The sequence below is a fragment of the Phenylobacterium sp. Root1290 genome (assembly GCF_001425305.1).
GTDB lineage: Bacteria > Pseudomonadota > Alphaproteobacteria > Caulobacterales > Caulobacteraceae > Phenylobacterium.
Genome location: NZ_LMEE01000002.1, coordinates 377,796 through 396,313, shown reverse-complemented (window position 1 = coordinate 396,313; position 18,518 = coordinate 377,796). Strand labels below are relative to the sequence as shown.

Genomic DNA, 18,518 nt, shown 5'->3' with positions numbered 1-18,518 from the left:
TTTTAGGGGCGTTTGCCTTGGATCTTGCAGTTGAACTGATACACGCGACTGTCCAGTTGGAGCAGCCGCTGGGCGATGGAACGCGCACGGTGGGCACTGGGTTCCTTATCGCCGAGACGGCGCCGGACGGCAGTCCGCGTACAGTGCTGGTCACGGCCAACCACGTCCTTGCGAAAATGCCGGGCGCCGAAGCGCGCATCGGCTATCGGGTTTCAAATCCGGACGGCAGCTGGAGCTACTCGCCCCAGACCGTGAAGATCCGCGACGCCAACGGCGCGCAGCTGTGGACGAAGCATCCGTCGCGCGACGTGGCGGCGATTTCGATCAAGGCGCCGGAGGCCTTCGCCAAGTCGGCGATTCCGTTGCAGTGGCTGGCGGAGGACGAGACCTTCCAGGCCAACCGCATCGGCGCCGGCGATGAGATGATGGCGCTGGGCTTCCCGCGCGGCCTTGCCGCCAATCAGGCGGGCTTCCCGATCCTGCGGTCGGGCCGGGTCGCATCGTTCCCGGTGGCGCCGGCTCAGGTTTTCCCGACCTTCCTGCTCGACTTCACGGTGTTCCCCGGCAATTCGGGCGGGCCGGTCTTCATGTCGCAGGCGGCGCATCGCCGGGTCGGCGGCGCCGACGCCGGTCAGGAAGTGCAGTTCATCGCCGGCCTGCTGACCCAGCAGGTGGAGCTGAACAATGAGCGGCTCGAAATCGGCATCGTCACGCACGCCAAGTTCATCCGCGAGACGATCACCCTGATCGACGACCCGCGGGCGCCGATCACCATGGCCCGGTCCGAGCCGATCACCGGCGCGCGCGCCGCGTCGGCCGAGGAAGCGGTGTCTCCGCAATAAAAAACGCCGCCCGTCGCGATGACGGGCGGCGCTTCGATCGGTCGAGGGGCTCGGCTTAGGCGCCGTAGACCACCGAGATCGTCTCGGCGATGCACGCGGGCTTGGTCTCGCCTTCGATTTCGATCGTGCACTCGTTCTTCAGCTGCATGCCGCCGGCCTTGGGCTCGGCGCCGATCAGCTTCTGGCGCATGCGCACGCGCTTGCCGACGCGGACCATGTTCACGAAGCGGACCTTATCGGAGCCGTAGTTGATGCCGCGGGTCACGCCCTTGATCGGCAGCATGCCGGCGCCCAGGAACGGGATCAGCGACAGGGTCAGGTAACCGTGGGCGATCGGGCCGCCGATTTCCTTGGTCGCGCGCTCGACGTCGACGTGGATCCATTGATGGTCGCCGGTGGCTTCGGCGAATTGATTGACTCGTTCTTGGGTGATTTCCACCCAATCCGAAACGCCGACTTCCTGACCGACCAGGCCGGCCAGATCCTTGAACTCCACCGGGTTCATCGTTTGCTCCCAAATCAATTGAAACAGATGTTCGAGGTCTAGCACCTGTCTGGGCGCTCGCAACGCCTTTACGCCGCCGCCAGGGACATTAAAGAGCGCCATATGCAACGAGCTCTCAGCGTCAGCCGGATGACCGGCAACAAGTCGACCTTCCCTGACTGGTACCAGGCGATCGTCCGCGAGGCGGACATGGCCGAGGTCAGCCCCGTGCGCGGCTCCATGATCATCAAGCCGTGGGGCTATGGCGTCTGGGAGCGGATCCAGCAGACCATGGATCGCCGCATCAAGGAGATGGGCGTCGACAACGCCTACTTCCCGCTGTTCATTCCGCTCGGCTTCTTCGCCAAGGAGGCCGAGCACGTCGACGGCTTCGCCAAGGAGATGGCGGTGGTCACCCACCACCGGCTGAAGAACATCGACGGCAAGCTGCAGCCTGATCCGGACGCCAAGCTGGAAGAGCCGCTGATCGTCCGTCCGACCTCCGAGACCATCATCGGCGACGCCTTCTCGCGTTGGGTGAAGAGCTATCGGGACCTGCCGCTGAAGATCAACCAGTGGGCCAACGTGGTCCGCTGGGAGATGCGTACGCGCCTGTTCCTGCGCACGTCGGAGTTCCTCTGGCAGGAAGGGCATACGGCCCACGCTGACCGCGAGGACGCCCTGAAGTCCACGCTGCTGGCGCTGGAGATGTACCGGGAGTTCTCGGAGAACGTTCTGGCCATGCCGGTGGTTGCCGGTGAGAAGCCGGAGAACGAGCGCTTCCCCGGCGCCGACAACACCTTCTCGATCGAAGCGATGATGCAGGACGGCAAGGCCCTCCAGGCCGGCACGTCGCACTATCTCGGCACCAGCTTCTCGCGGGCCCAGAACATCCGCTACCAGAGCGACAGCGGCGAGATGGAGTTCTGCCACACCTCCAGCTGGGGCACGTCGACCCGCATGATCGGCGGCGTCATCATGACCCACGGCGACGACGACGGCCTGCGCCTGCCGCCGGCCATCGCGCCGCGCCAAATCGTCATCGTTCCGATGCTGCGCGGCAAGGAGGAGGACGCTCAGGTCCTAGCCTATGCCGAAGCCCTGGTGAAGGACCTCAACGCGCAGTTCGCGCTCGGCGAGCCAATCCGCGCTCTGCTGGACACCAAGGATCAGAAGTCGAGCGACAAGCGCTGGAACTGGGTGCGTCGCGGCGCCCCGGTGATCGTCGAGCTTGGCCCGCGCGATGCGGCCGGCGGCCAGGTCAGCTTCATGCGTCGCGACCGCTTGCGCGACGGCGACAAGGTGAAGTCCCAGGCTCTGGCCCGCGATGAGTTCGTCGCACAGGCCCCGGCGTTGCTGGCCGAAATCCAGCAGACGCTGTTCGACGAGGCCAAGGCGCGCCTCGACGCCAATATCCGCAGCGATCTGACCACCTTTGACCAGGTCGCCGAGTACTTCGGCCAGCTTTCCGACGAGGACGAGGAAACCTCGCCCTTCAAGGGCTGGGTGCGGGCGTCGTGGAGCCGTCCGACCGGCGACGAGCTGGAAAAGGTCGTTACCCGCCTGAAGGCCCTGAAGCTGACCCTGCGTAACGCCCCGGCCGACCAGCCGGCTTCGTTCGGCGCCTGCGTCTTCACCGGCGCGCCGGGCGTCGAGGAAATCCTGATTGGGCGGTCTTACTAGCCGCGCACTATCGGCGAGGCGTAGTCGCCTCGCCGATATCTCGAAGCTCAGTATGCCTCGAAGCTATCCAAGCCTAGAAGCTTGAAGATCTCGTCGACACTATCAGCGGCGTGCACCTGCTCCATTAGCGGAAGCAATACCGTTTCCCGCTCGTCGAAGAGGCAGTAGTCATCCGGAAAGGCTTCCAGCGACTTGCAGGCGCGAGCCTTCACTTCGTTCAGGGACGTCTCTTCAAGCCGCATTAGGCTGTATTCGATCCTGTACAGCCGACCGGACAGCAGCGCCTTTATGAGCCAGGGAATCAGGGATCGCGCGCGGCCCTTGTCGTGGATGGCCGTGACTCGCCAGCAACCGCCGTCGCCGTCGATGAGCTCCATCCCCAAGGATTTGCCCTCACGCAGTGTCAGCACTCCGCAGGTCGTCAGCGACTTTCGATCGGGAAACCCCCAAATCTCACGATCGGGCGTGAAGCCGATCAATGGGAACCTGAAGTCGATGAGATCGGAGGTGATTGTGTCGGTATTCGAACTCATCTGCGCGGCGTTCCCCGCTGTTGAGAAAGGTTTTGAACGCCATCGGCCAGGTTCGCGGCGGCCGCCGTCGGCAGAGCTTTCTGCCAGTCGGTGGTTCCGTACCAAACACGTCGGACAGGGTCATAGCGAGGGGCTCCCTTCCAGCTTCCCGTCAGGCGACGGTGCTGTTCGACAGGCAGCACTTTAAGCAGCGCATAGTGATTGCGAGGATCCTGGGCGGTGCGGCTCAGGCCCTTCAAGGGGATCGTATGGTGGATCTCCTGCCCCTTGCCGGCCAAGCCTTTCGCCCGAATCTTCTTGGCGGCGGCGTTTGCCGAGACTGAACCGTCCTTCAGAACCTTGATGCCTTTGCTCGCGGCGCGTGCGCCTTTCGCCGCTATCCCGATCGGCAGGAGGTCCGCGACCGCCATGGCCCCGTTGAAGGCTGCGCCCGCGTAATTCCCGTCCTGATAGTCGGCGACGGCCTCCCATGCGGGACCGACGACCGGAATGAACGATTGCACCAGACTGGGGCGGGCTATCTTTGTGCGCCCGTCCTCGGCCTCCTCGCGCCGCCTCCTGAGGGCGGCCATCTCAACATCATAAAGTTCGCCCTCCGGATCAGGTACGGAGCGCGGCTGCCCTTTCGGCATTGTCGTCATGCGGGGTTCCTGTCGATCTCAGCATCGCCGTACGGCCATGCGAGGAGGAACTATCGCATAGATTGCATTGAAATCAAGAACGAATGGGGAACGATTGCGCTGTTAGACGATGCGCGAGCCTTCCTTGCCCCAGTAGGCGTCGCGGATCAGGCGCTTGTAGAGCTTGCCGGTCGGGTGGCGCGGCAGTTCCTGCATGAATTCGATCAGGCGCGGCGATTTCACGTGGCTGAGGTTGGCGCGGCAGAAGGCGGCGAGCTCGGCCTTCAGGTCCTCGCCGGCGGCGCTCCAGTCCATGGGCTGGATGACCGCCACGACCTTCTCGCCCATCTCCTCGTCCGGAGCCCCGACCACGGCGGCGTCGGCCACCTTCGGGTGGGTGATGAGCAGGTTCTCAAGTTCCTGCGGATAGATGTTCACGCCGCCTGAGATGATCATGAAGCTCTTGCGGTCGGTCAGGTAGAGGAAGCCTTCCTCATCGACCCAGCCCACGTCGCCCAGGGTGGTCCAGCCGTACTTGTTGGTGTTCTCGGCGATCTTGTCCGGGGCGTTGTGATAGGTCAGCGGCGCGCCGCCGCCGAAGTAGACCACGCCCTCGCTGCGCGGCGGCAGCTCTTCGCCGTCCTCGCCGACGATGTGCAGTTCGGCTGTGGTCGCCTTGCCGACCGATCCCTTGTGGGTCAGCCAGTCGTGCGGGCCGATGTAGCAAAAGCCGTTGCCCTCGCTGCCGGCGTAGTACTCGTGGATCACCGGACCCCACCACGCCATCATCTGCTCCTTGACCGGGATGGGGCAGGGGGCGGCGGCGTGCACGGCCGAGCGCATCGAGGAGACGTCGTACTTGGCGCGGACCTCGGGCGGCAGCTTCAGCATCCGCACGAAGTGGGTCGGCACGAACTGGCCGACATCGATCTTGTGCTCTTCGATCAACGCCAGCGCGTCTTCGGGATCGAATTTCTCCATCACCACCACGGTGCCGCCCAGGCGATGGACGCTCATGCACCAGCGCAGCGGGGCGGCGTGATAGAGCGGCGCGGGCGAGAGATAGATGCTGTCGTTCTGAAAGCCGAAGAGCATCTGGGCCATCATCGCCAACGGGTTGGGCGCGTCGATCGGCGCGCCGGTCAGCGGCGGCTTGATGCCCTTCGGCCGGCCGGTGGTGCCCGACGAATAGAGCATGTCGGCGCCGCCGCTCTCATCGGCGATCGGCGTGGACGGCTGGACGTCGCGCGCGGCTTCGAAGCTCTCGTAAGGGGCGCGGGGCTGGCCGACCATGAACAGCTTCACACCCGGCAGCAGCGGCGGCAACTCGTCGACGACGGGGCCTACGGCGGTCGAGGTGATCAGCACCTTCGCCTCGCAGTCCTTCATGATGTACTCGACTTCGCCCGCCGTGAGCTTCGAGGAAACGCAGGCGTAGTAGAGGCCGGCGCGCTGCGCGGCCCAGGCGATCTCGAAGAACCGCGGGTGGTTCTCCATCAGGATGGCGATGACGTCGCCGGTCTTCAGGCCCATGGACCGGAAGAGCTGCGCGCCCTGGTTCGAGCGTTCGTCCAACTCCCTGTAGGATACGGTCTCGCCCGACCCGGCCATGATGTAGGCGGCGCGGTCGGGGTTGGTCTGGGCGTGATTGGCCGGATGCATGAACTCTTCCTTGCGGCGGCCAGACGCTCATGGGCGTCTCGACCGTCCTCCCAAAGTTATCGTTGTTAAGGCGAGTATGCGGGCCTTGACGGACCGTCCGTCAAGCGCGGCGGACTAGACGAAATTTCAGGGAGGATCAGATGGCCACGCACAGTTTCGAGACCCTCGGATACGGCGTCGAGGATGGGGTGGCGACGATCACCCTCAACCGCCCGGAGAAGCTCAACGCCTTCAACACGCAGATGATGAAGGACCTGATCGCCGCGTTCGACGTCACCGACGCCGACGACGACGTCAGGGCCGTGATCGTGACGGGGGCAGGGCGCGCCTTTTGTGCCGGGGCCGACCTGTCGGCCGGCGGCGAGACCTTCGACTATGAAAAGCGGGGCGGCGAGGACAAGGCCGCGCGCACCCGTGAGGGTGTTCAGCGTGACGGCGGCGGCCTGGTTTCGCTGCGCATCTATGACAGCCTCAAGCCGGTGATCGGGGCGATCAACGGGCCGGCCGTGGGCGTCGGCGTTACGATGCAGTTGCCCATGGACATCCGCATGGCCTCGACCGAGGCGCGCTTTGGCCTGGTGTTCGCGCGACGGGGTCTCAACCCGGAAGCGGCCTCGTCCTGGTTCCTGCCGCGTCTGGTCGGCGTCCAGACGGCGCTGGAGTGGTGTTATACCGGCCGCGTCTTCCCTGCGCAGGAGGCGTTTGACCACGGGCTGGTCCGTTCGCTGCACGCCCCTGACGAGTTGCTGCCCGCGGCGCGGGCGCTGGCGCGCGAGATCGCCGAGAACACGGCACCGGTGTCCATCGCCCTGACGCGCCAACTGCTGTGGCGGATGGCCGGGGCCTCGCATCCCATGGAGGCCCATCGCGCCGACAGCCGCGGCATCCAGACCCGCGGGGCCATGGCCGACGCCCGCGAAGGCGTGATGTCCTTCCTCGAGAAGCGGCCGCCGTCGTTCCCGAACAAGGTGTCCAGCGATCTGCCGGACATCTGGGAACATTGGTCGGCGCCAAGCTTCAAGTGAACACACGGTTAAGCGCGATGTGATTCGATAGCGGCAGGTATTCGTTCGGACCTGCCATGAATCTGCCGTCGATGATGACCGAGCTCGACGCCCCGCCCGCCTCACGGGCGCGGGCGACGTTGCTCAAGCGGCTGGCCGATGTGGTCTGCCTGCCGATCTCGCGGGTCAACGCCTTCGAGCGGGCGATGACCGCCGACCTGCTGGTCGACATGCTGCGCGACGCCGAGCCCGCGGAGCGCAAGAAGGTGGCCCGGCGTATTTCCGGGCTCACCGAGATACCGGCCAGCCTGGCGCGGCTGTTGCTGCGCGACGAGGTCGATATCGCCGAGGAGCTGTTGCTCAACGCCGCGACCCTGTCGGATTCTGATCTGCTCGACTGCGCCCGGTTGATGAACCTGGAGCATCGCCGGCTCATCGCCCTGCGCCGCGGGGTCAGCGAGGTCGTCTGCGACGTGCTGATCGAGTTCGGCGAAGTGCTCGTCCTGGAGTGCCTGCTGAAGAACGACGAGGCCAAGTTCTCCACGGGCGGCATCGAGGCGGTCGTGGCCCTGACGCGAGGCGATCCGCGTCTGACGACGATGCTGCTGCGCCGGCCGGAACTGCGGCCAGCGCACGCCTATGTGCTGTTCTGGTGGGCCGACGCCGAGGCGCGGAAGATCATCCTCCAACGTTTCGCGGTCTCACGCGAAGTCCTCCAGGAGGCGACCAGCGACATCTTCGCCATGGCCGCCGCCGAGCGCTGGCAGGACTCGCTTTCCCGCAAGGCGCTGCAGTTCATCGAACGGCGTCAGCGCAACCGCGCTGCCGTCGAGAAGAGCCCCTTCGATCACCTGGAAGCAGCCGTGGCCGCGGCCGGCGACGGGCTGACGCGCGAGGTCGCCGAGGAGATATCCTATCTCGCCGGCTTGAAGCCGATGACCGGCGCGAAGATCTTCACCGACTCCGGCGGTGAGCCGCTAGCTATTCTCTGCAAGGCGACGGGGCTGCCGAAGTCCGCGATCCGCGCCCTATGGCGGGGGCTCAAGCGCGACGAGACAGAAGCCGACGGGGCCCCCTCCGCGGCGCTGGAACGGGCGATACTGGTCTTCGACATGATCGCGGTCGACCGCGCCCAGACTGTTCTCAGGTATTGGAACTGGTCTCTGACGTCGGCCCTGACGCCAGCTCTACTACGCGCCATCCGCGATGGCGACGAAGACGGTTTCGACGAATACTCGGCCCCACAGAAGGCCGCCATGCTAGCGTTTTCCAAGGAATTTGGGCGCTGATCACTTCAGCTTGCGACGCTTTGCCGCGTCGCAATAGTAGGTATTGCACAACCGATCGGTGCATCGAAACACCTAGACTTAACGATGAACGTGTTCGTTGAAGAACAGCACCGTATTGGATGCTTGTGCTGCAGTTGGGTTCCAGATATTAACGCGATCACTGATGTCGTGAATCAGTCATCCCCCAACTTGGTGCAACCGCACTCACGGAACCGAGAAATATGGACGAGAAGTCGGAAGTCATTGAGATGACGGCGGATATTGTTTCCGCGTATGTCGGGAACAACTCGGTCGCTGCCGCCGACCTCCCGAACCTTATCCAGAGCGTCCATCGGGCGCTGGCCGGTATTTCCACCGGTTCCGATGTTCAGGAAGTCGCGCCGAAGGAGCCTGCGGTTCCTGTGCGTCGGTCGATCACGCCCGATCATCTGGTTTGCCTGGAGGATGGGCGCAAGTTCAAGTCGCTTAAGCGTCACCTGCGCACGAAGTACAATATGAGCCCTGAGGAATACCGCGCGAAGTGGGGTCTTCCGAAAGACTACCCGATGGTCGCGCCGAACTACGCCAAGGCGCGCTCGGACCTCGCCAAGCAGATGGGTCTTGGGCAAGGCGGCCGTCAGGCCCCGCGCAAGCGCTCCAAGTAAGCCGCACACAAGCGATCTTCGAACGCCCGCCCTCTCACCGGCGGGCGTTTTCTTTTGGGCGCCCGCGCGCCTCTACGGCCAAGCTGCGCCACCTTTCGGCCCGAATTCTTTCCAGCGGTTAGGATTTCCCCTTGCCGGAGAATCACCCTCTGGGCGATAAGTGATTCGTCGTGATTCCAAGGGGTTGTTAAGGAATCTGAATATGGCCGCACAGATGGGGGCTTCGGCGGCGGCCGCCCGCGCTCATGAAGAGCTTTACGCCTATTGGGCCGGGCTTCGGCGAAGCGGCCGACTGCCGGGACGCGATGATATTCGCCCCGACGACTTCAAGCGGCTGCTGCCGTCGATCAGCCTGATCGATGTTCGCCGCGACCCGATGGAATTCCGCCTGCGCCTGGCCGGGACCGGCCTCTATGGGGTGTATGGACGCGAGATCACCGGCCGTACCCTGTCCGAGGTCTACAATTCCAACGCGGCCGACTACTGGCGCCGTGAATTGAGCAAGTTGGTTGAAGAGCGGCGGCCCGCGGTGGGCGTGCACAGCCTGGCCTGGCGCGGCGCGTCGCACATCTCGATCTTGTGGCTGCGTCTGCCGCTCGCGTCGAACGGCGCGGATGTCGACATGATCCTCGGCTACGACGCCGTTGTCGGCGTGCAGGGCGACACCTTCGCCAGCGGCATTCGCGCCGCCTGATCCGTCTTAGGCGGTGGTGAGCGCCTCGGCGTCGCGGCGGATGCGCGCGGCCATTGACGCCAGGCCATTGGACCGTTGAGCCGACAGGTGGCCGGCCAGGCCCAGGCGATCGAACGCCGACTTCACATCAAAGGCGAGGATCTCGTCCGGACGCCGGCCGGAGAACAATCGCAGCAGCACCGCGATCAGCCCCCGCACGATGTGGGCGTCTGAATCGCCCCGGAACACGACGGCGCCGTCTGCCTGCGGCTCGGTCACCAGCCAGACCTGGCTGGCGCAGCCGCGGACCTTGTTGGCGTCATTGCGTTCGCCGTCGGTCAGCGGCGCCAGCTCGCGGCCAAGCTCGATCACATAGCGATAGCGTTCCTCCCAGTCGCCCAGGAGGTCGAACTCCTCGACGAGGTCGGCCAGGTCGTTCTCGATTGTGCTCATATCAAAGGCGACTTAGGCGCCGCGGGCCGCCAGCGCAACGGCTTTCAGGCCGCCGGCAGCCTCACGCGGGCGGTCAGCCCTTCGCCCGGAGCCGAGCTCAGCTTCAGGCGGCCGCCCATGGCGGTGCACAGCAGCTCGACGATCGGCAGGCCGAGGCCCGCACCCTCGCTGCGGCGGGTGAGGGCGTTCTCGCCCTGCTCGAACGGCCGCAGCAGCCGCGGAATGTCCTCGGGATCCACGCCAGGGCCGCGGTCGATCACCGCCAGTTCGACCCAGTCGCCGATCCGCTCGGCGCGCACGCGGACGACGCCGCCCTCGGGCGAGAAGATTGCGGCGTTCTGGACGAGGTTGCCAAGCAGGTTGCGCAGCCCCCGGGCGTCAGCGAGCGCCACCGGCAGAGCGCCGCGGTTCTCGATCAGCACGGCGACGTTGCGCAGGGCGATCTCTTCGCGAAGCCCGTCCAGGACGTCGTCCAGCGCATGGTCCAGCGACTCGGGGCGCAGGTCGAAATCCATCGCCCCGCCTTCGAGCCGGGCGATTTCCAGCACCTGGTTCACCAGCTTCAGCAGCCGCGCGCCGCTGGTGTGGATGATGCCCGCGTACTCCTTGTACTGGGGGGCGCCCAGCGGGCCGTAAAGCTCCGACTGCAGGATTTCCGAGAAGCCGAGGATCGAGTTCAGCGGCGTGCGAAGTTCGTGGCTCGCCATGCGCAGGAACGAACGCTTCGCTTCGTCTGCGACGGCGTCGCGCCGCTTGCGGGCCGCTGCCCGAGCGTCCGTCTCTGCTGCGCAAGCCGGTTGCGCGCCGGGCGGTATGGAAGCCGCTTGGGCCATGGGGGACGAAAAGCCTCGCGGTCTGTACTGGCGAAAATCTAGGGCCGGGCCGCTTACGATTTGGTTTCGATCTGCGGTCGCCGCCATCTCTACGCCCAAGTTGGGTCGCTTCGGACGCGAGCGGCCTCGCGGAGACTCACCGGCGCCGCTAGACTCTGGGACGGAGAATCCTCTGTCGAGTCGCCCGCCAAAGGAGCCGCGAACCGCCCGTGATCGAAAGCCCGCCCGCCAGGACCCTATCGACAGCAAGGCCGGCCGGCCGTGCCTCGATCCTTGCGATCGTCGGCCTCGGTGTGGCGGCTGCGAGCACGGCTGTCCTGACCGGCGGTGTCGCCAGCCCGATGGCCGTCTGGTGCCTGGCGCCGCTGGTGGCGGCGGTCGGCGTGGCGCGGGGCGAGCGGCTGGCGCTGGGCGCGGCGGTGTCTCTCGCCGCCGTCGGGGTGACGGCGCTGGGCGGCCTGACGGTTTCGGCTTTCGTCGTGCGCCCGGCGGTGGCGCCGGTGCTCACCCTCTTCGCCCTCGCCTCGACGGTGCTCGGCCTGGCCGCGGCGCTGGTGGTCATGCAGCGCGAACTGGGCCGAGAGGATCGGCGGCAACGCCAGGCCCTGGCGCACCTGCGCCGCGTGCTGGAGGAGCAGCCCTTTCTGTTGGTGTCGATGGCCGCCAACGGCGATGTCGCGCGCACCTGGGGCCAGGAGCCGGCCGGAGCACCGGGCGTATCGAGCGCCGGCGGTTCGATCGTGGACCTAGCCAGGGAGGCCGACCGCGGGCGACTGCGCGAGGCGCTCGCCCGCGCCACGTTCGATGGCGCGGCCGAGGTCGGCTTCGCTCCGTCGGCCGAGCCCCAGGCCTGGCTGTCGCTGGTCCTCAAGCGGACCGAATCCGGCAGGCTGGTGGGCGCGCTGCGCGACGCCGGCGCCGCGCACGCGCGCGAACTGGAATTGGAGCAGGCTCGCAGCGAGGCCGAGGCGCAGAACGCCGGCAAGTCGCGCTTCCTGGCCAATATGAGCCACGAACTGCGCACCCCGCTGAACGCGATCATGGGGTTCTCGGACATCATGCGGCAGCGCCTGTTCGGGCCGCTGTCGGATCGCTACGCCGAATATGCCGAACTGGTGCACGAGTCCGGCGGCCACCTGCTGGACCTGATCAACGACGTCCTCGACATGTCCAAGATCGAGGCCGAGCGCTTCGAGCTGGCGCGCGAACCCTTCGATGCGCGCGATGCGGTGTCGAGCGTGCTGAGGCTGATGCGCGGCCAGGCGGACCGGGCGGGCGTGCAGTTGCGCGGTCTGCTGCCGCGTGAATCCCTGGATGTGGTGGCCGACCGTCGGGCGCTGAAGCAGATCGCCCTGAACCTGATCTCCAACGCGTTGAAATTCACTCCGCGCGGCGGCGGCGTGACCGTGACCCTGCACGCAGACGGTTCGGTAATGGAACTGATCGTGGCGGACACGGGGGTCGGGATCGGTCCGGAAGACGTTCAGCGTCTCGGCCGCCCGTTCGAACAGGCGGGCGGCGCGGCGCAAAAGGCGGCCGGGACCGGGCTTGGCCTGTCCCTGGTGCGCTCGTTCGCTGAACTGCATGGCGGCGAAATGGTCATGGAAAGCCGGTTGGGCGAGGGCACCACGGTGACGGTCCGACTGCCGGTGATCGACCATCCGCAGGCCGCCAACGAGGTCTAGCGGGAAGCGACCTGCAGGAAGGCGCGGCCGGCCGCGAAGTCGCCCACCTCGACATAGGCGCGACGAACGACCTCTCCGTCCGATCCGGCAAATAGGAACTCCACCGCCACCGCTTCGCGCGGATCAAGCTCGGCCAGGGCGTGCGCCGCCGCGGCCGGAAAGCGGAACGCCCAACCGGACTTGAACTCCTTGGGCAGCAGATCCTGGCCCGCGGGGCTGCGCGCTTCGGCGGTGTAGGCGTTGCGCGCGGTCTCCGGCGGCAGGCGCCGCGCCAGGGGCAGCTTGGTCAGGGGTTGGCCTCGGGCGTCCAGATAGGGCCCCAGCGTCGCGTCGGTGTCGCGCAGCACCAGGCGCGCACCATAGGGCGCCTTGCCGTCGGCGAAGGTGGCGACGGTCATCAGGGCGTTGGCGCCTTCGCGGCCGGCCAGCCCGAACACCATCTTGTTCCAGCCGAAACTGGCGGTTTGCTGCAGGCGCCAACGCACGCCGCCGGAGCGGTCCGCGCGCCACTCGGAGATCTCGCCCGGATAGGTCATGCGGCTGAGCTGCGCGTAGCCTTCGAAGGCCTCGCGCACGCGGCCGGCCGCCAGGGTCATGTCGGCCGAGCGGCAGGGGGTGGCGGCGGCCTTGGCGCGGGCGCGTCGTTCAAGCTGGGCCAGATCGGCCTTGTCGGCGCCCGACCGGATCGCCGCGCCGTGCGCCTGCATGCGGCCAGCCGCCAGCGCCGCGCCGACGGGGGGCGCGAACAGGCCGCACCTTGCGTCGGCGGCGGTCATCACCGTGCGTTCGTAGAAGAGGTCGGCGGCGGCTGCGACCGAAACCCCGGGCGCAGCGAGAAGCCCCCCCGCCGCGGCCAGCCCCATCCATCCACACACGACGCGCCGCGCGGTTCTGCGCGTACTCGTCATGCCTTTTGTTTTTCTCGTATAGGTTCGAGATGTTGCGGCCGAGCCTAGAGGTTCGGCCTTTCCGTTCCGTTATCGAGACCGCGCCAACGCCATGCTGCTTTCCACCGACATCTGGGTCGCGGCCCTGATCCGCCGCGTTGAGCTGGGCGGAGGCTTCGCCGTGGTCGTGCGCAAGGGCGACGCTCGGGCCGGCAGCGTGCTGGTCAAGGTGCTGAACCGGGGCGAGGGGACCAGCCGCCTCTATGCCGAGGCCACGCGCGGCGACGGCGAGCGGATCTGGATGCGGCCGGCGTTGTCTGACCAGGAGGCAGATCTCGATCGCTACATCGAGCGCGCGATCCGCATCGACCCCGACATCTGGGTGGTCGAGATCGAGGATCGGGACGGCCGTCACTTTCTGATCGAGCCTGTCGAACAGGGCTGACCAGCGCGGTTACCGGCGGATTCACCGCCTTTCTCAACGAGGGCGAAAGCACGCCCATGGCACACCATGGCGTTCCACGAACGCGAGCGCTTGCTTGGTATGCTCTTTCTTCTGAACGACGTTGTCCTGAACCTCAGTGGAGCCAAGCTCTCGCCGAAAGTGGCGGGGCGCAGGTTCCGGGCGTTGCCGTTCAATGTGGTCAGCAAGCTGGGGCAGGAGCTCTACGCCGAGGACCCGCTGCTTCACTTCGACAAGCCTGAGCGGGCTCGGCGGCTGGCGACCCTGATCATCGCCAAGGCTCCGTCGATCAATGCGGCCCTGTTCGTCGCCCCGGCCTACGGCTGCGCTCCCGAGGACGTGACGCTGCGCTACGCCAATGTGGACTTCGAAGTCATGGCCCGGCTTTCCAGCGCCCAGGACCAGGGCGTCCTGGACACCGTGTCGACCGATCGGCAGGTCTGGCGTCGCCTGGCGGCATAACGCGGGCTTTCGCGGCGGCCCCGGCTGCGCTACCAGCCGTCCATGAGCACCTCTCCCGCCGCCGAGGCCGCGCGCCGGCGCACCTTCGCCATCATCTCCCACCCGGACGCCGGCAAGACCACCCTGACCGAGAACCTGCTGCTGGCCGGCGGGGCGATCCGGGCCGCCGGGGCCGTGCGTGCGCGCGGCGAGAACCGTCGCACCCGGTCCGACTGGATGAAGATTGAGCGCGAGCGCGGGATCTCGGTCTCGGCCAGCGTCATGACCTTCGACCACGAAGGCCTGATGTTCAACCTGCTGGACACGCCGGGCCACGAGGACTTCTCGGAGGACACCTATCGCACGCTGACGGCCGCCGACGCCGCGGTCATGGTGCTGGACGCGGCCAAGGGCATCGAGCCGCAGACCCTGAAGCTGTTCGAGGTCTGCCGCCTGCGCGACATCCCGATCGTGACCTTCATCAACAAGATGGACCGCGAAGCCCAGGACCCGATCGAGTTGCTGGACGAGATCGCCTCGAAGCTGGCCCTCGATCCGGCGCCGCTGTTCTGGCCGGCGGGGTCCGGCGGCCGTTTCAAAGGCATGCTCGACCTGCGTAGCGAGCAGTTCTTCCCGTTCGCCAAGAAGGGCTCGGACGTCGACGAAGGCCACCCGGCCTCGGTCGCGTTCAAAGGCAATGCGGTGGACAGCTACCTCGACCCGGAGGAGCAGGCCGAGCTCGAAGAGAACGCGATGCTGGTTCAGGAGGCTTCGAAGCCGTTCGATCCGCAGGCGTTCCTCGAAGGTCACATGACCCCGGTGTTCTTCGGCTCGGCGCTGCGCCATTTCGGCGTCGACCAGCTGCTGGCCGGCCTTGGCGCCTATGCGCCGCCGCCGAAGGCGGTGGCTGCGGCGCGCGGCGGCGAGCCGACCCACATCGCGCCTGGCGACAAGGAGGTCACCGGTTTCGTGTTCAAGGTCCAGGCGAACATGGACCCCAACCACCGCGACCGGATCGCCTTCCTGCGGCTGACCTCGGGCCGGTTCAATCGCGGTATGAAGCTGAAGGTCCAGAACACCGGCCGCCAGCTGTCGGTCAACGCGCCGATCATGTTCTTCGCCTCCGATCGCGAACTGGCCGAGGAAGCCTTCGCCGGCGACGTCATCGGTATTCCCAACCACGGCGTCCTGCGGGTAGGCGACAGCCTCTCGGAGACGGGGACGCTGCGCTTCGCCGGCCTGCCGAACTTCGCGCCTGAAATCCTGCAACGCGTGCGGGTCAAGGATCCGCTCAAGGCCAAGCACCTGAAGAAGGCGCTGGAGGGCCTGGCCGAAGAGGGCGTCACCCAGCTGTTCCGCCCGGTGATCGGGTCGGACTTCATCGTCGGGGCGGTGGGGCAGCTGCAGTTCGAGGTCATGGCCGACCGCCTGGCCAACGAGTACCAGCTTGAGGTGATCTTCGAGGCGTCGCCCTATGCCGAGGCCCGCTGGCTGTCGGGCGCCAAGGCCGACGTCGAGGATTTCGCGAACAAGCACAAGGGCGCGATGGGCTCTGACATCGACGACCAGCCGGTGTTCCTGGCCAAGTCCGCGTGGGAAATCGGCTATGTCGCCGAGCGTTTCCCCAAGATCGGGTTCGAGCGGTCGAAGGAACGTGCTTAACAGCCGTTAAGCAAGTTCGGCGCCAGAGCGGAGCTGGCGCCGAACACATTTTATTCAGTTATTGTTAACCATACTCCGCGCGTTAACCACTTGTTTACGAACTCGGCTCCGGCTTTGCTGCTTCCGGTCTGAACCTTCCGTAGGCGTCCCGTGTTGAGACGTCGCGAGGTGATCGGAGCCTTCGCATGTTCGAGTTCGGTCGAGAACTGAAGCGTCTGTTCGGCGCGGACGCGGTCAACGCCCCGCGCGACGGACTGACCGGCGGCGACGCATCGCTGCTGGAACTGCTCGACTTGCAGATGATCGCCGAGGAGGGCCGGGCCGCCGACGTCGCCGCCGGCCGTGTCGGAGCCAAGGACAAGGCGCAGCGCCGGCTGGAGAGCGCGATCGTCTGGCGCGAGGTCGCAAGGCGATCCGGCGACGCCGCCATCCTGCGCAAGGCCGCCGCCACCGCCGAGGCCGCGGCCGAAGCTTTCAATCGTGAACGCCGGCCCGACGGTTGGGCCAGGGCGCGCTGCGAGCAGGCGTTCTGCGCCATGCTGGGCGCGGAACTGTTCGGCGATGACGGCCTCAACGCCGCCGCCGACGTGGCCTTCCGTGAGGCGCGCGCCGCTGCGCGGGGCGGCCTGTCGCTGCCGCTCGCCGATATCGGCATCGCCGCCATCGAGGCGCGCGAACAGATGGCGACGGGCGACGCCCACGCCGCTCGCGCAGTCGCCCAACGCTTCGCCGGCCCGATCGCCGGCCTGCAGAGCCTGACCCGCCGTTGCCGCGCCGCGCGGCTGCTGGCGGTCGAGGCCCGGCTGGTGTTGGCCGACATCCTGATCGGCTGGGGCGCTCGGCTACGCGACATCGACATCCTGGCCGCTGGCCGCGAGGAGGCCGAGCGGGCCGCCGAGGGCCTAGACCCTGCCTACGAGCCCCTGAGCTGGGCGCGCGCCGCGGCGCTGCGCGGCCAGGCCATGGCGCTTCAGGGCGAGATGATCGGCGAGGTCGAGGTGCTGGCCCAGGCGGTCAACGCCCTCGCCGATGTGGTCGGCGAGCTTTCGCGAGAGCACAGCCCGCTCGATTGGGCGCGGGTCCAGACGGCGCTGGCTCAGGGGCTCCAGGCATTGGGCGAAGCCGGAGCCTCCGAGCGCGCCTACGAGCAGGCCGTGACCTGCTACGATCGCGCCGCGCACGTGCTGAAGAAAACCCCGGGCCTCTCGCTGCGCGCCTTCGGCGCCTCGAACCGGGCGCTCTGCCTGGCGCGCTCGGCTGAGCTGTCCGGCGACCTGACGGTGTTGGATGCGGCCGAGGCGGCGTTCAAGATCGAGCTGGCGGCGATTTCCGCCAAGCGCGAACCGGCGGCCTGGGCGCTGCTGCAGGTCAATCTGGCCCGGCTTTACGAAGCGCGCATGGACATTACCGGCGTCGACCGCGGCGAGCGCGCCAGCGCCGCCATGGCCCTGAACGCCGCCCTCGACGTCTTCGGCGAACTCGGCCTGCGCTCGCTCAGCGTGATCGCCGCCGACGCGCTGGAGCGGCTGGCGAACGCGGGAACCGCGGCGAAGTCGGCCTACTAGGCCGCGGCCATGTCGCCGGTCTTGCGGCGCATGCGCCAGAAGCGGATCGTGCGCTGGGCGGCTTCGCGCGGCAGGTTCTCGTAGAGCTCGCCGTATTCGCGCGCGCGGCCCATGGCGTTGGCGTCGCGGTCCAGGATCAGCACCGCGAAGGTGAGGTAGAGCGATCGCTCGAAGCCGGCCGCCTTACAGACGATCGACAGGGCGTCGAGCTCGCGGCGCTCCAGGATCCGTCGGGCGGTGTGGAAGTCGATGTCGGCCAGTTCGCTCAGCGCCACCAGGAACTTGGTGGTCTCGCGGGCGCGCAGGAAGCCGGCCAGAACCTGCGGCGTGATCGCCCCGCGCAGGCGCAGCACGCGGATCTGCTTTTCGGCGTCGGAATAGTCGGAGGGCAGGGCGCCGTCGCGGGCGGCCAGCTGCTTGCGGCCGGCGGCCAGGGCGGCGTCCAGCTCGGCCGGATCGACCAGCTCGTTGCGGGCCAGGATCTCGCCGCGCAGCCGGGCCTCGACCACGAAGTACATCTCGTTCAGCAGGTCGACCGGCAACGCCTTGCGGGTGACCACGGCCTCGTGCAGCGCCGGGTTCTCGACCGCGCGGTCGACGACCATCTCCTGCACCTCGCGCGACATCGCCGCGCCCTCATTGGCCAGCAGCACGCCGAGCGTGGCGTCATCGCCGCGTTCCACGATGGCTTCTGAGACGGCCTCGGACACCGTCGGGCGTTGCGAGATGGCGCGCAGGTGGTCCTGGCCACGGGTGCGGGCGACCGACAGCAGATCGTCGTCGGTCAGCGCCCGGGAGTTCTCCAGCACCGGACGGGCGACGTCGATCGAGACGTCGCGGGCCAGGTCGCGCAGCAGGCCGCGCGGCGGGCTGGCGGCGCTGGACATCCGCTGGGCCAGTTCGCCGCGCACGGCTTCTTCCATTTCGCCGGCGAGCTGGCTGAGCACGTCGTCGAACAGCTCCATTTCCTCGCCGCCGCGCATGTCGTCGCTCGAGAAGAACAGGTCCGTCACACCGCGCAGCAGCTCGCGCCGCCGTTCGCTCGACGGCTCCTTGGCCATCTCGATCAGGTCGTGAAGCTTGCTGCGGGCCATT

General features: G+C 67.1%; 19 protein-coding genes. 11 read left to right on the top strand and 8 right to left on the bottom strand.

Annotated features, from left to right (window positions below; translation table 11 throughout):
• The first annotated feature begins 17 nt into the window (after nucleotides 1-17).
• Nucleotides 18-842: a serine protease gene (locus ASC79_RS11345; RefSeq protein ID WP_056015982.1), complete on the top strand. Its 825-nt coding sequence runs from the start codon at nucleotides 18-20 to the stop codon at nucleotides 840-842.
• 55 nt (nucleotides 843-897) lie between these two features.
• Here ASC79_RS11345 and ASC79_RS11340 read toward each other — a convergent pair whose 3' ends face one another.
• Complete coding sequence (locus ASC79_RS11340) at nucleotides 898-1,347, bottom strand: MaoC family dehydratase (RefSeq protein WP_056015979.1); 450 nt, start codon at nucleotides 1,345-1,347, stop codon at nucleotides 898-900.
• Between the two features lie 102 nt (nucleotides 1,348-1,449).
• Here ASC79_RS11340 and proS point away from each other — a divergent pair, with 102 nt between their 5' ends.
• Complete coding sequence (proS, locus tag ASC79_RS11335) at nucleotides 1,450-3,009, top strand: proline--tRNA ligase (protein WP_056015976.1); 1,560 nt, start codon at nucleotides 1,450-1,452, stop codon at nucleotides 3,007-3,009.
• 47 nt (nucleotides 3,010-3,056) lie between these two features.
• On the opposite strand, the gene ASC79_RS11330 is transcribed toward proS, so the two are convergent.
• The 3 genes from ASC79_RS11330 to ASC79_RS11320 all read right to left on the bottom strand — a co-directional run bounded on the left by ASC79_RS11330 (nucleotide 3,057) and on the right by ASC79_RS11320 (nucleotide 5,824).
• On the bottom strand, nucleotides 3,057-3,542 hold the full coding sequence (locus ASC79_RS11330) for a hypothetical protein (RefSeq protein ID WP_056015973.1): 486 nt from the start codon (nucleotides 3,540-3,542) through the stop codon (nucleotides 3,057-3,059).
• Nucleotides 3,539-4,183 (bottom strand): hypothetical protein, encoded by a 645-nt coding sequence (locus tag ASC79_RS11325; RefSeq protein WP_056015971.1) that lies wholly within the window; start codon nucleotides 4,181-4,183, stop codon nucleotides 3,539-3,541. The genes ASC79_RS11330 and ASC79_RS11325 overlap by 4 nt, the downstream gene beginning before the upstream one ends.
• A 102-nt stretch (nucleotides 4,184-4,285) precedes the next feature.
• The gene (locus ASC79_RS11320) at nucleotides 4,286-5,824 is read right to left on the bottom strand and encodes an acyl-CoA synthetase (protein ID WP_056015968.1); all 1,539 of its coding nucleotides are present in this window, start codon (nucleotides 5,822-5,824) and stop codon (nucleotides 4,286-4,288) included.
• Between the two features lie 140 nt (nucleotides 5,825-5,964).
• On the opposite strand from ASC79_RS11320, the gene ASC79_RS11315 reads away from it, so the two are divergent.
• From ASC79_RS11315 to ASC79_RS11300, 4 genes are all read left to right on the top strand, one after another.
• On the top strand, nucleotides 5,965-6,849 hold the full coding sequence (locus ASC79_RS11315) for a crotonase/enoyl-CoA hydratase family protein (protein WP_056015965.1): 885 nt from the start codon (nucleotides 5,965-5,967) through the stop codon (nucleotides 6,847-6,849).
• 56 nt (nucleotides 6,850-6,905) lie between these two features.
• Nucleotides 6,906-8,117 (top strand): DUF2336 domain-containing protein, encoded by a 1,212-nt coding sequence (locus ASC79_RS11310; protein WP_056015962.1) that lies wholly within the window; start codon nucleotides 6,906-6,908, stop codon nucleotides 8,115-8,117.
• 221 nt (nucleotides 8,118-8,338) lie between these two features.
• On the top strand, nucleotides 8,339-8,761 hold the full coding sequence (locus ASC79_RS11305; RefSeq protein WP_056015959.1) for a MucR family transcriptional regulator: 423 nt from the start codon (nucleotides 8,339-8,341) through the stop codon (nucleotides 8,759-8,761).
• 202 nt (nucleotides 8,762-8,963) lie between these two features.
• The gene (locus ASC79_RS11300) at nucleotides 8,964-9,455 is read left to right on the top strand and encodes a PAS domain-containing protein (RefSeq protein ID WP_056015957.1); all 492 of its coding nucleotides are present in this window, start codon (nucleotides 8,964-8,966) and stop codon (nucleotides 9,453-9,455) included.
• 6 nt (nucleotides 9,456-9,461) lie between these two features.
• Here the strand turns inward: ASC79_RS11300 and ASC79_RS11295 are convergent, their stop codons facing one another.
• Together ASC79_RS11295 and ASC79_RS11290 are read right to left on the bottom strand one after the other, a co-directional pair.
• Nucleotides 9,462-9,887 (bottom strand): SufE family protein, encoded by a 426-nt coding sequence (locus ASC79_RS11295; RefSeq protein WP_056015954.1) that lies wholly within the window; start codon nucleotides 9,885-9,887, stop codon nucleotides 9,462-9,464.
• A 44-nt stretch (nucleotides 9,888-9,931) separates the two neighbouring features.
• The gene (locus ASC79_RS11290) at nucleotides 9,932-10,720 is read right to left on the bottom strand and encodes a sensor histidine kinase KdpD (RefSeq protein WP_056015951.1); all 789 of its coding nucleotides are present in this window, start codon (nucleotides 10,718-10,720) and stop codon (nucleotides 9,932-9,934) included.
• 209 nt (nucleotides 10,721-10,929) lie between these two features.
• Between ASC79_RS11290 and ASC79_RS20780 the strand changes: the two genes are divergently transcribed.
• Nucleotides 10,930-12,405 (top strand): sensor histidine kinase KdpD, encoded by a 1,476-nt coding sequence (locus ASC79_RS20780; protein WP_156378240.1) that lies wholly within the window; start codon nucleotides 10,930-10,932, stop codon nucleotides 12,403-12,405.
• On the opposite strand, the gene ASC79_RS11280 is transcribed toward ASC79_RS20780, so the two are convergent.
• Nucleotides 12,402-13,313 carry a hypothetical protein gene (locus tag ASC79_RS11280; RefSeq protein WP_156378239.1) on the bottom strand — a complete coding sequence of 304 codons (912 nt, stop codon included), beginning with the start codon at nucleotides 13,311-13,313 and terminating at the stop codon, nucleotides 12,402-12,404. The two genes, ASC79_RS20780 and ASC79_RS11280, sit on opposite strands and share 4 nt — an antisense overlap.
• Nucleotides 13,314-13,404: 91 nt before the next feature.
• On the opposite strand from ASC79_RS11280, the gene ASC79_RS11275 reads away from it, so the two are divergent.
• The 4 genes from ASC79_RS11275 to ASC79_RS11260 all read left to right on the top strand — a co-directional run bounded on the left by ASC79_RS11275 (nucleotide 13,405) and on the right by ASC79_RS11260 (nucleotide 17,423).
• On the top strand, nucleotides 13,405-13,737 hold the full coding sequence (locus tag ASC79_RS11275; protein ID WP_056015946.1) for a DUF1491 family protein: 333 nt from the start codon (nucleotides 13,405-13,407) through the stop codon (nucleotides 13,735-13,737).
• A 99-nt stretch (nucleotides 13,738-13,836) separates the two neighbouring features.
• Nucleotides 13,837-14,217 (top strand): hypothetical protein, encoded by a 381-nt coding sequence (locus ASC79_RS11270; protein ID WP_056017874.1) that lies wholly within the window; start codon nucleotides 13,837-13,839, stop codon nucleotides 14,215-14,217.
• 42 nt (nucleotides 14,218-14,259) lie between these two features.
• The gene (locus ASC79_RS11265; protein WP_056015943.1) at nucleotides 14,260-15,858 is read left to right on the top strand and encodes a peptide chain release factor 3; all 1,599 of its coding nucleotides are present in this window, start codon (nucleotides 14,260-14,262) and stop codon (nucleotides 15,856-15,858) included.
• 185 nt (nucleotides 15,859-16,043) lie between these two features.
• Nucleotides 16,044-17,423, top strand: coding sequence for a hypothetical protein (locus tag ASC79_RS11260; protein WP_056015940.1), 1,380 nt, complete (start codon nucleotides 16,044-16,046; stop codon nucleotides 17,421-17,423).
• Here ASC79_RS11260 and ASC79_RS11255 read toward each other — a convergent pair.
• On the bottom strand, nucleotides 17,420-18,517 hold the full coding sequence (locus ASC79_RS11255; RefSeq protein WP_056015937.1) for a DUF2336 domain-containing protein: 1,098 nt from the start codon (nucleotides 18,515-18,517) through the stop codon (nucleotides 17,420-17,422). The genes ASC79_RS11260 and ASC79_RS11255 overlap by 4 nt on opposite strands.
• Nucleotide 18,518: the final 1 nt, after the last annotated feature.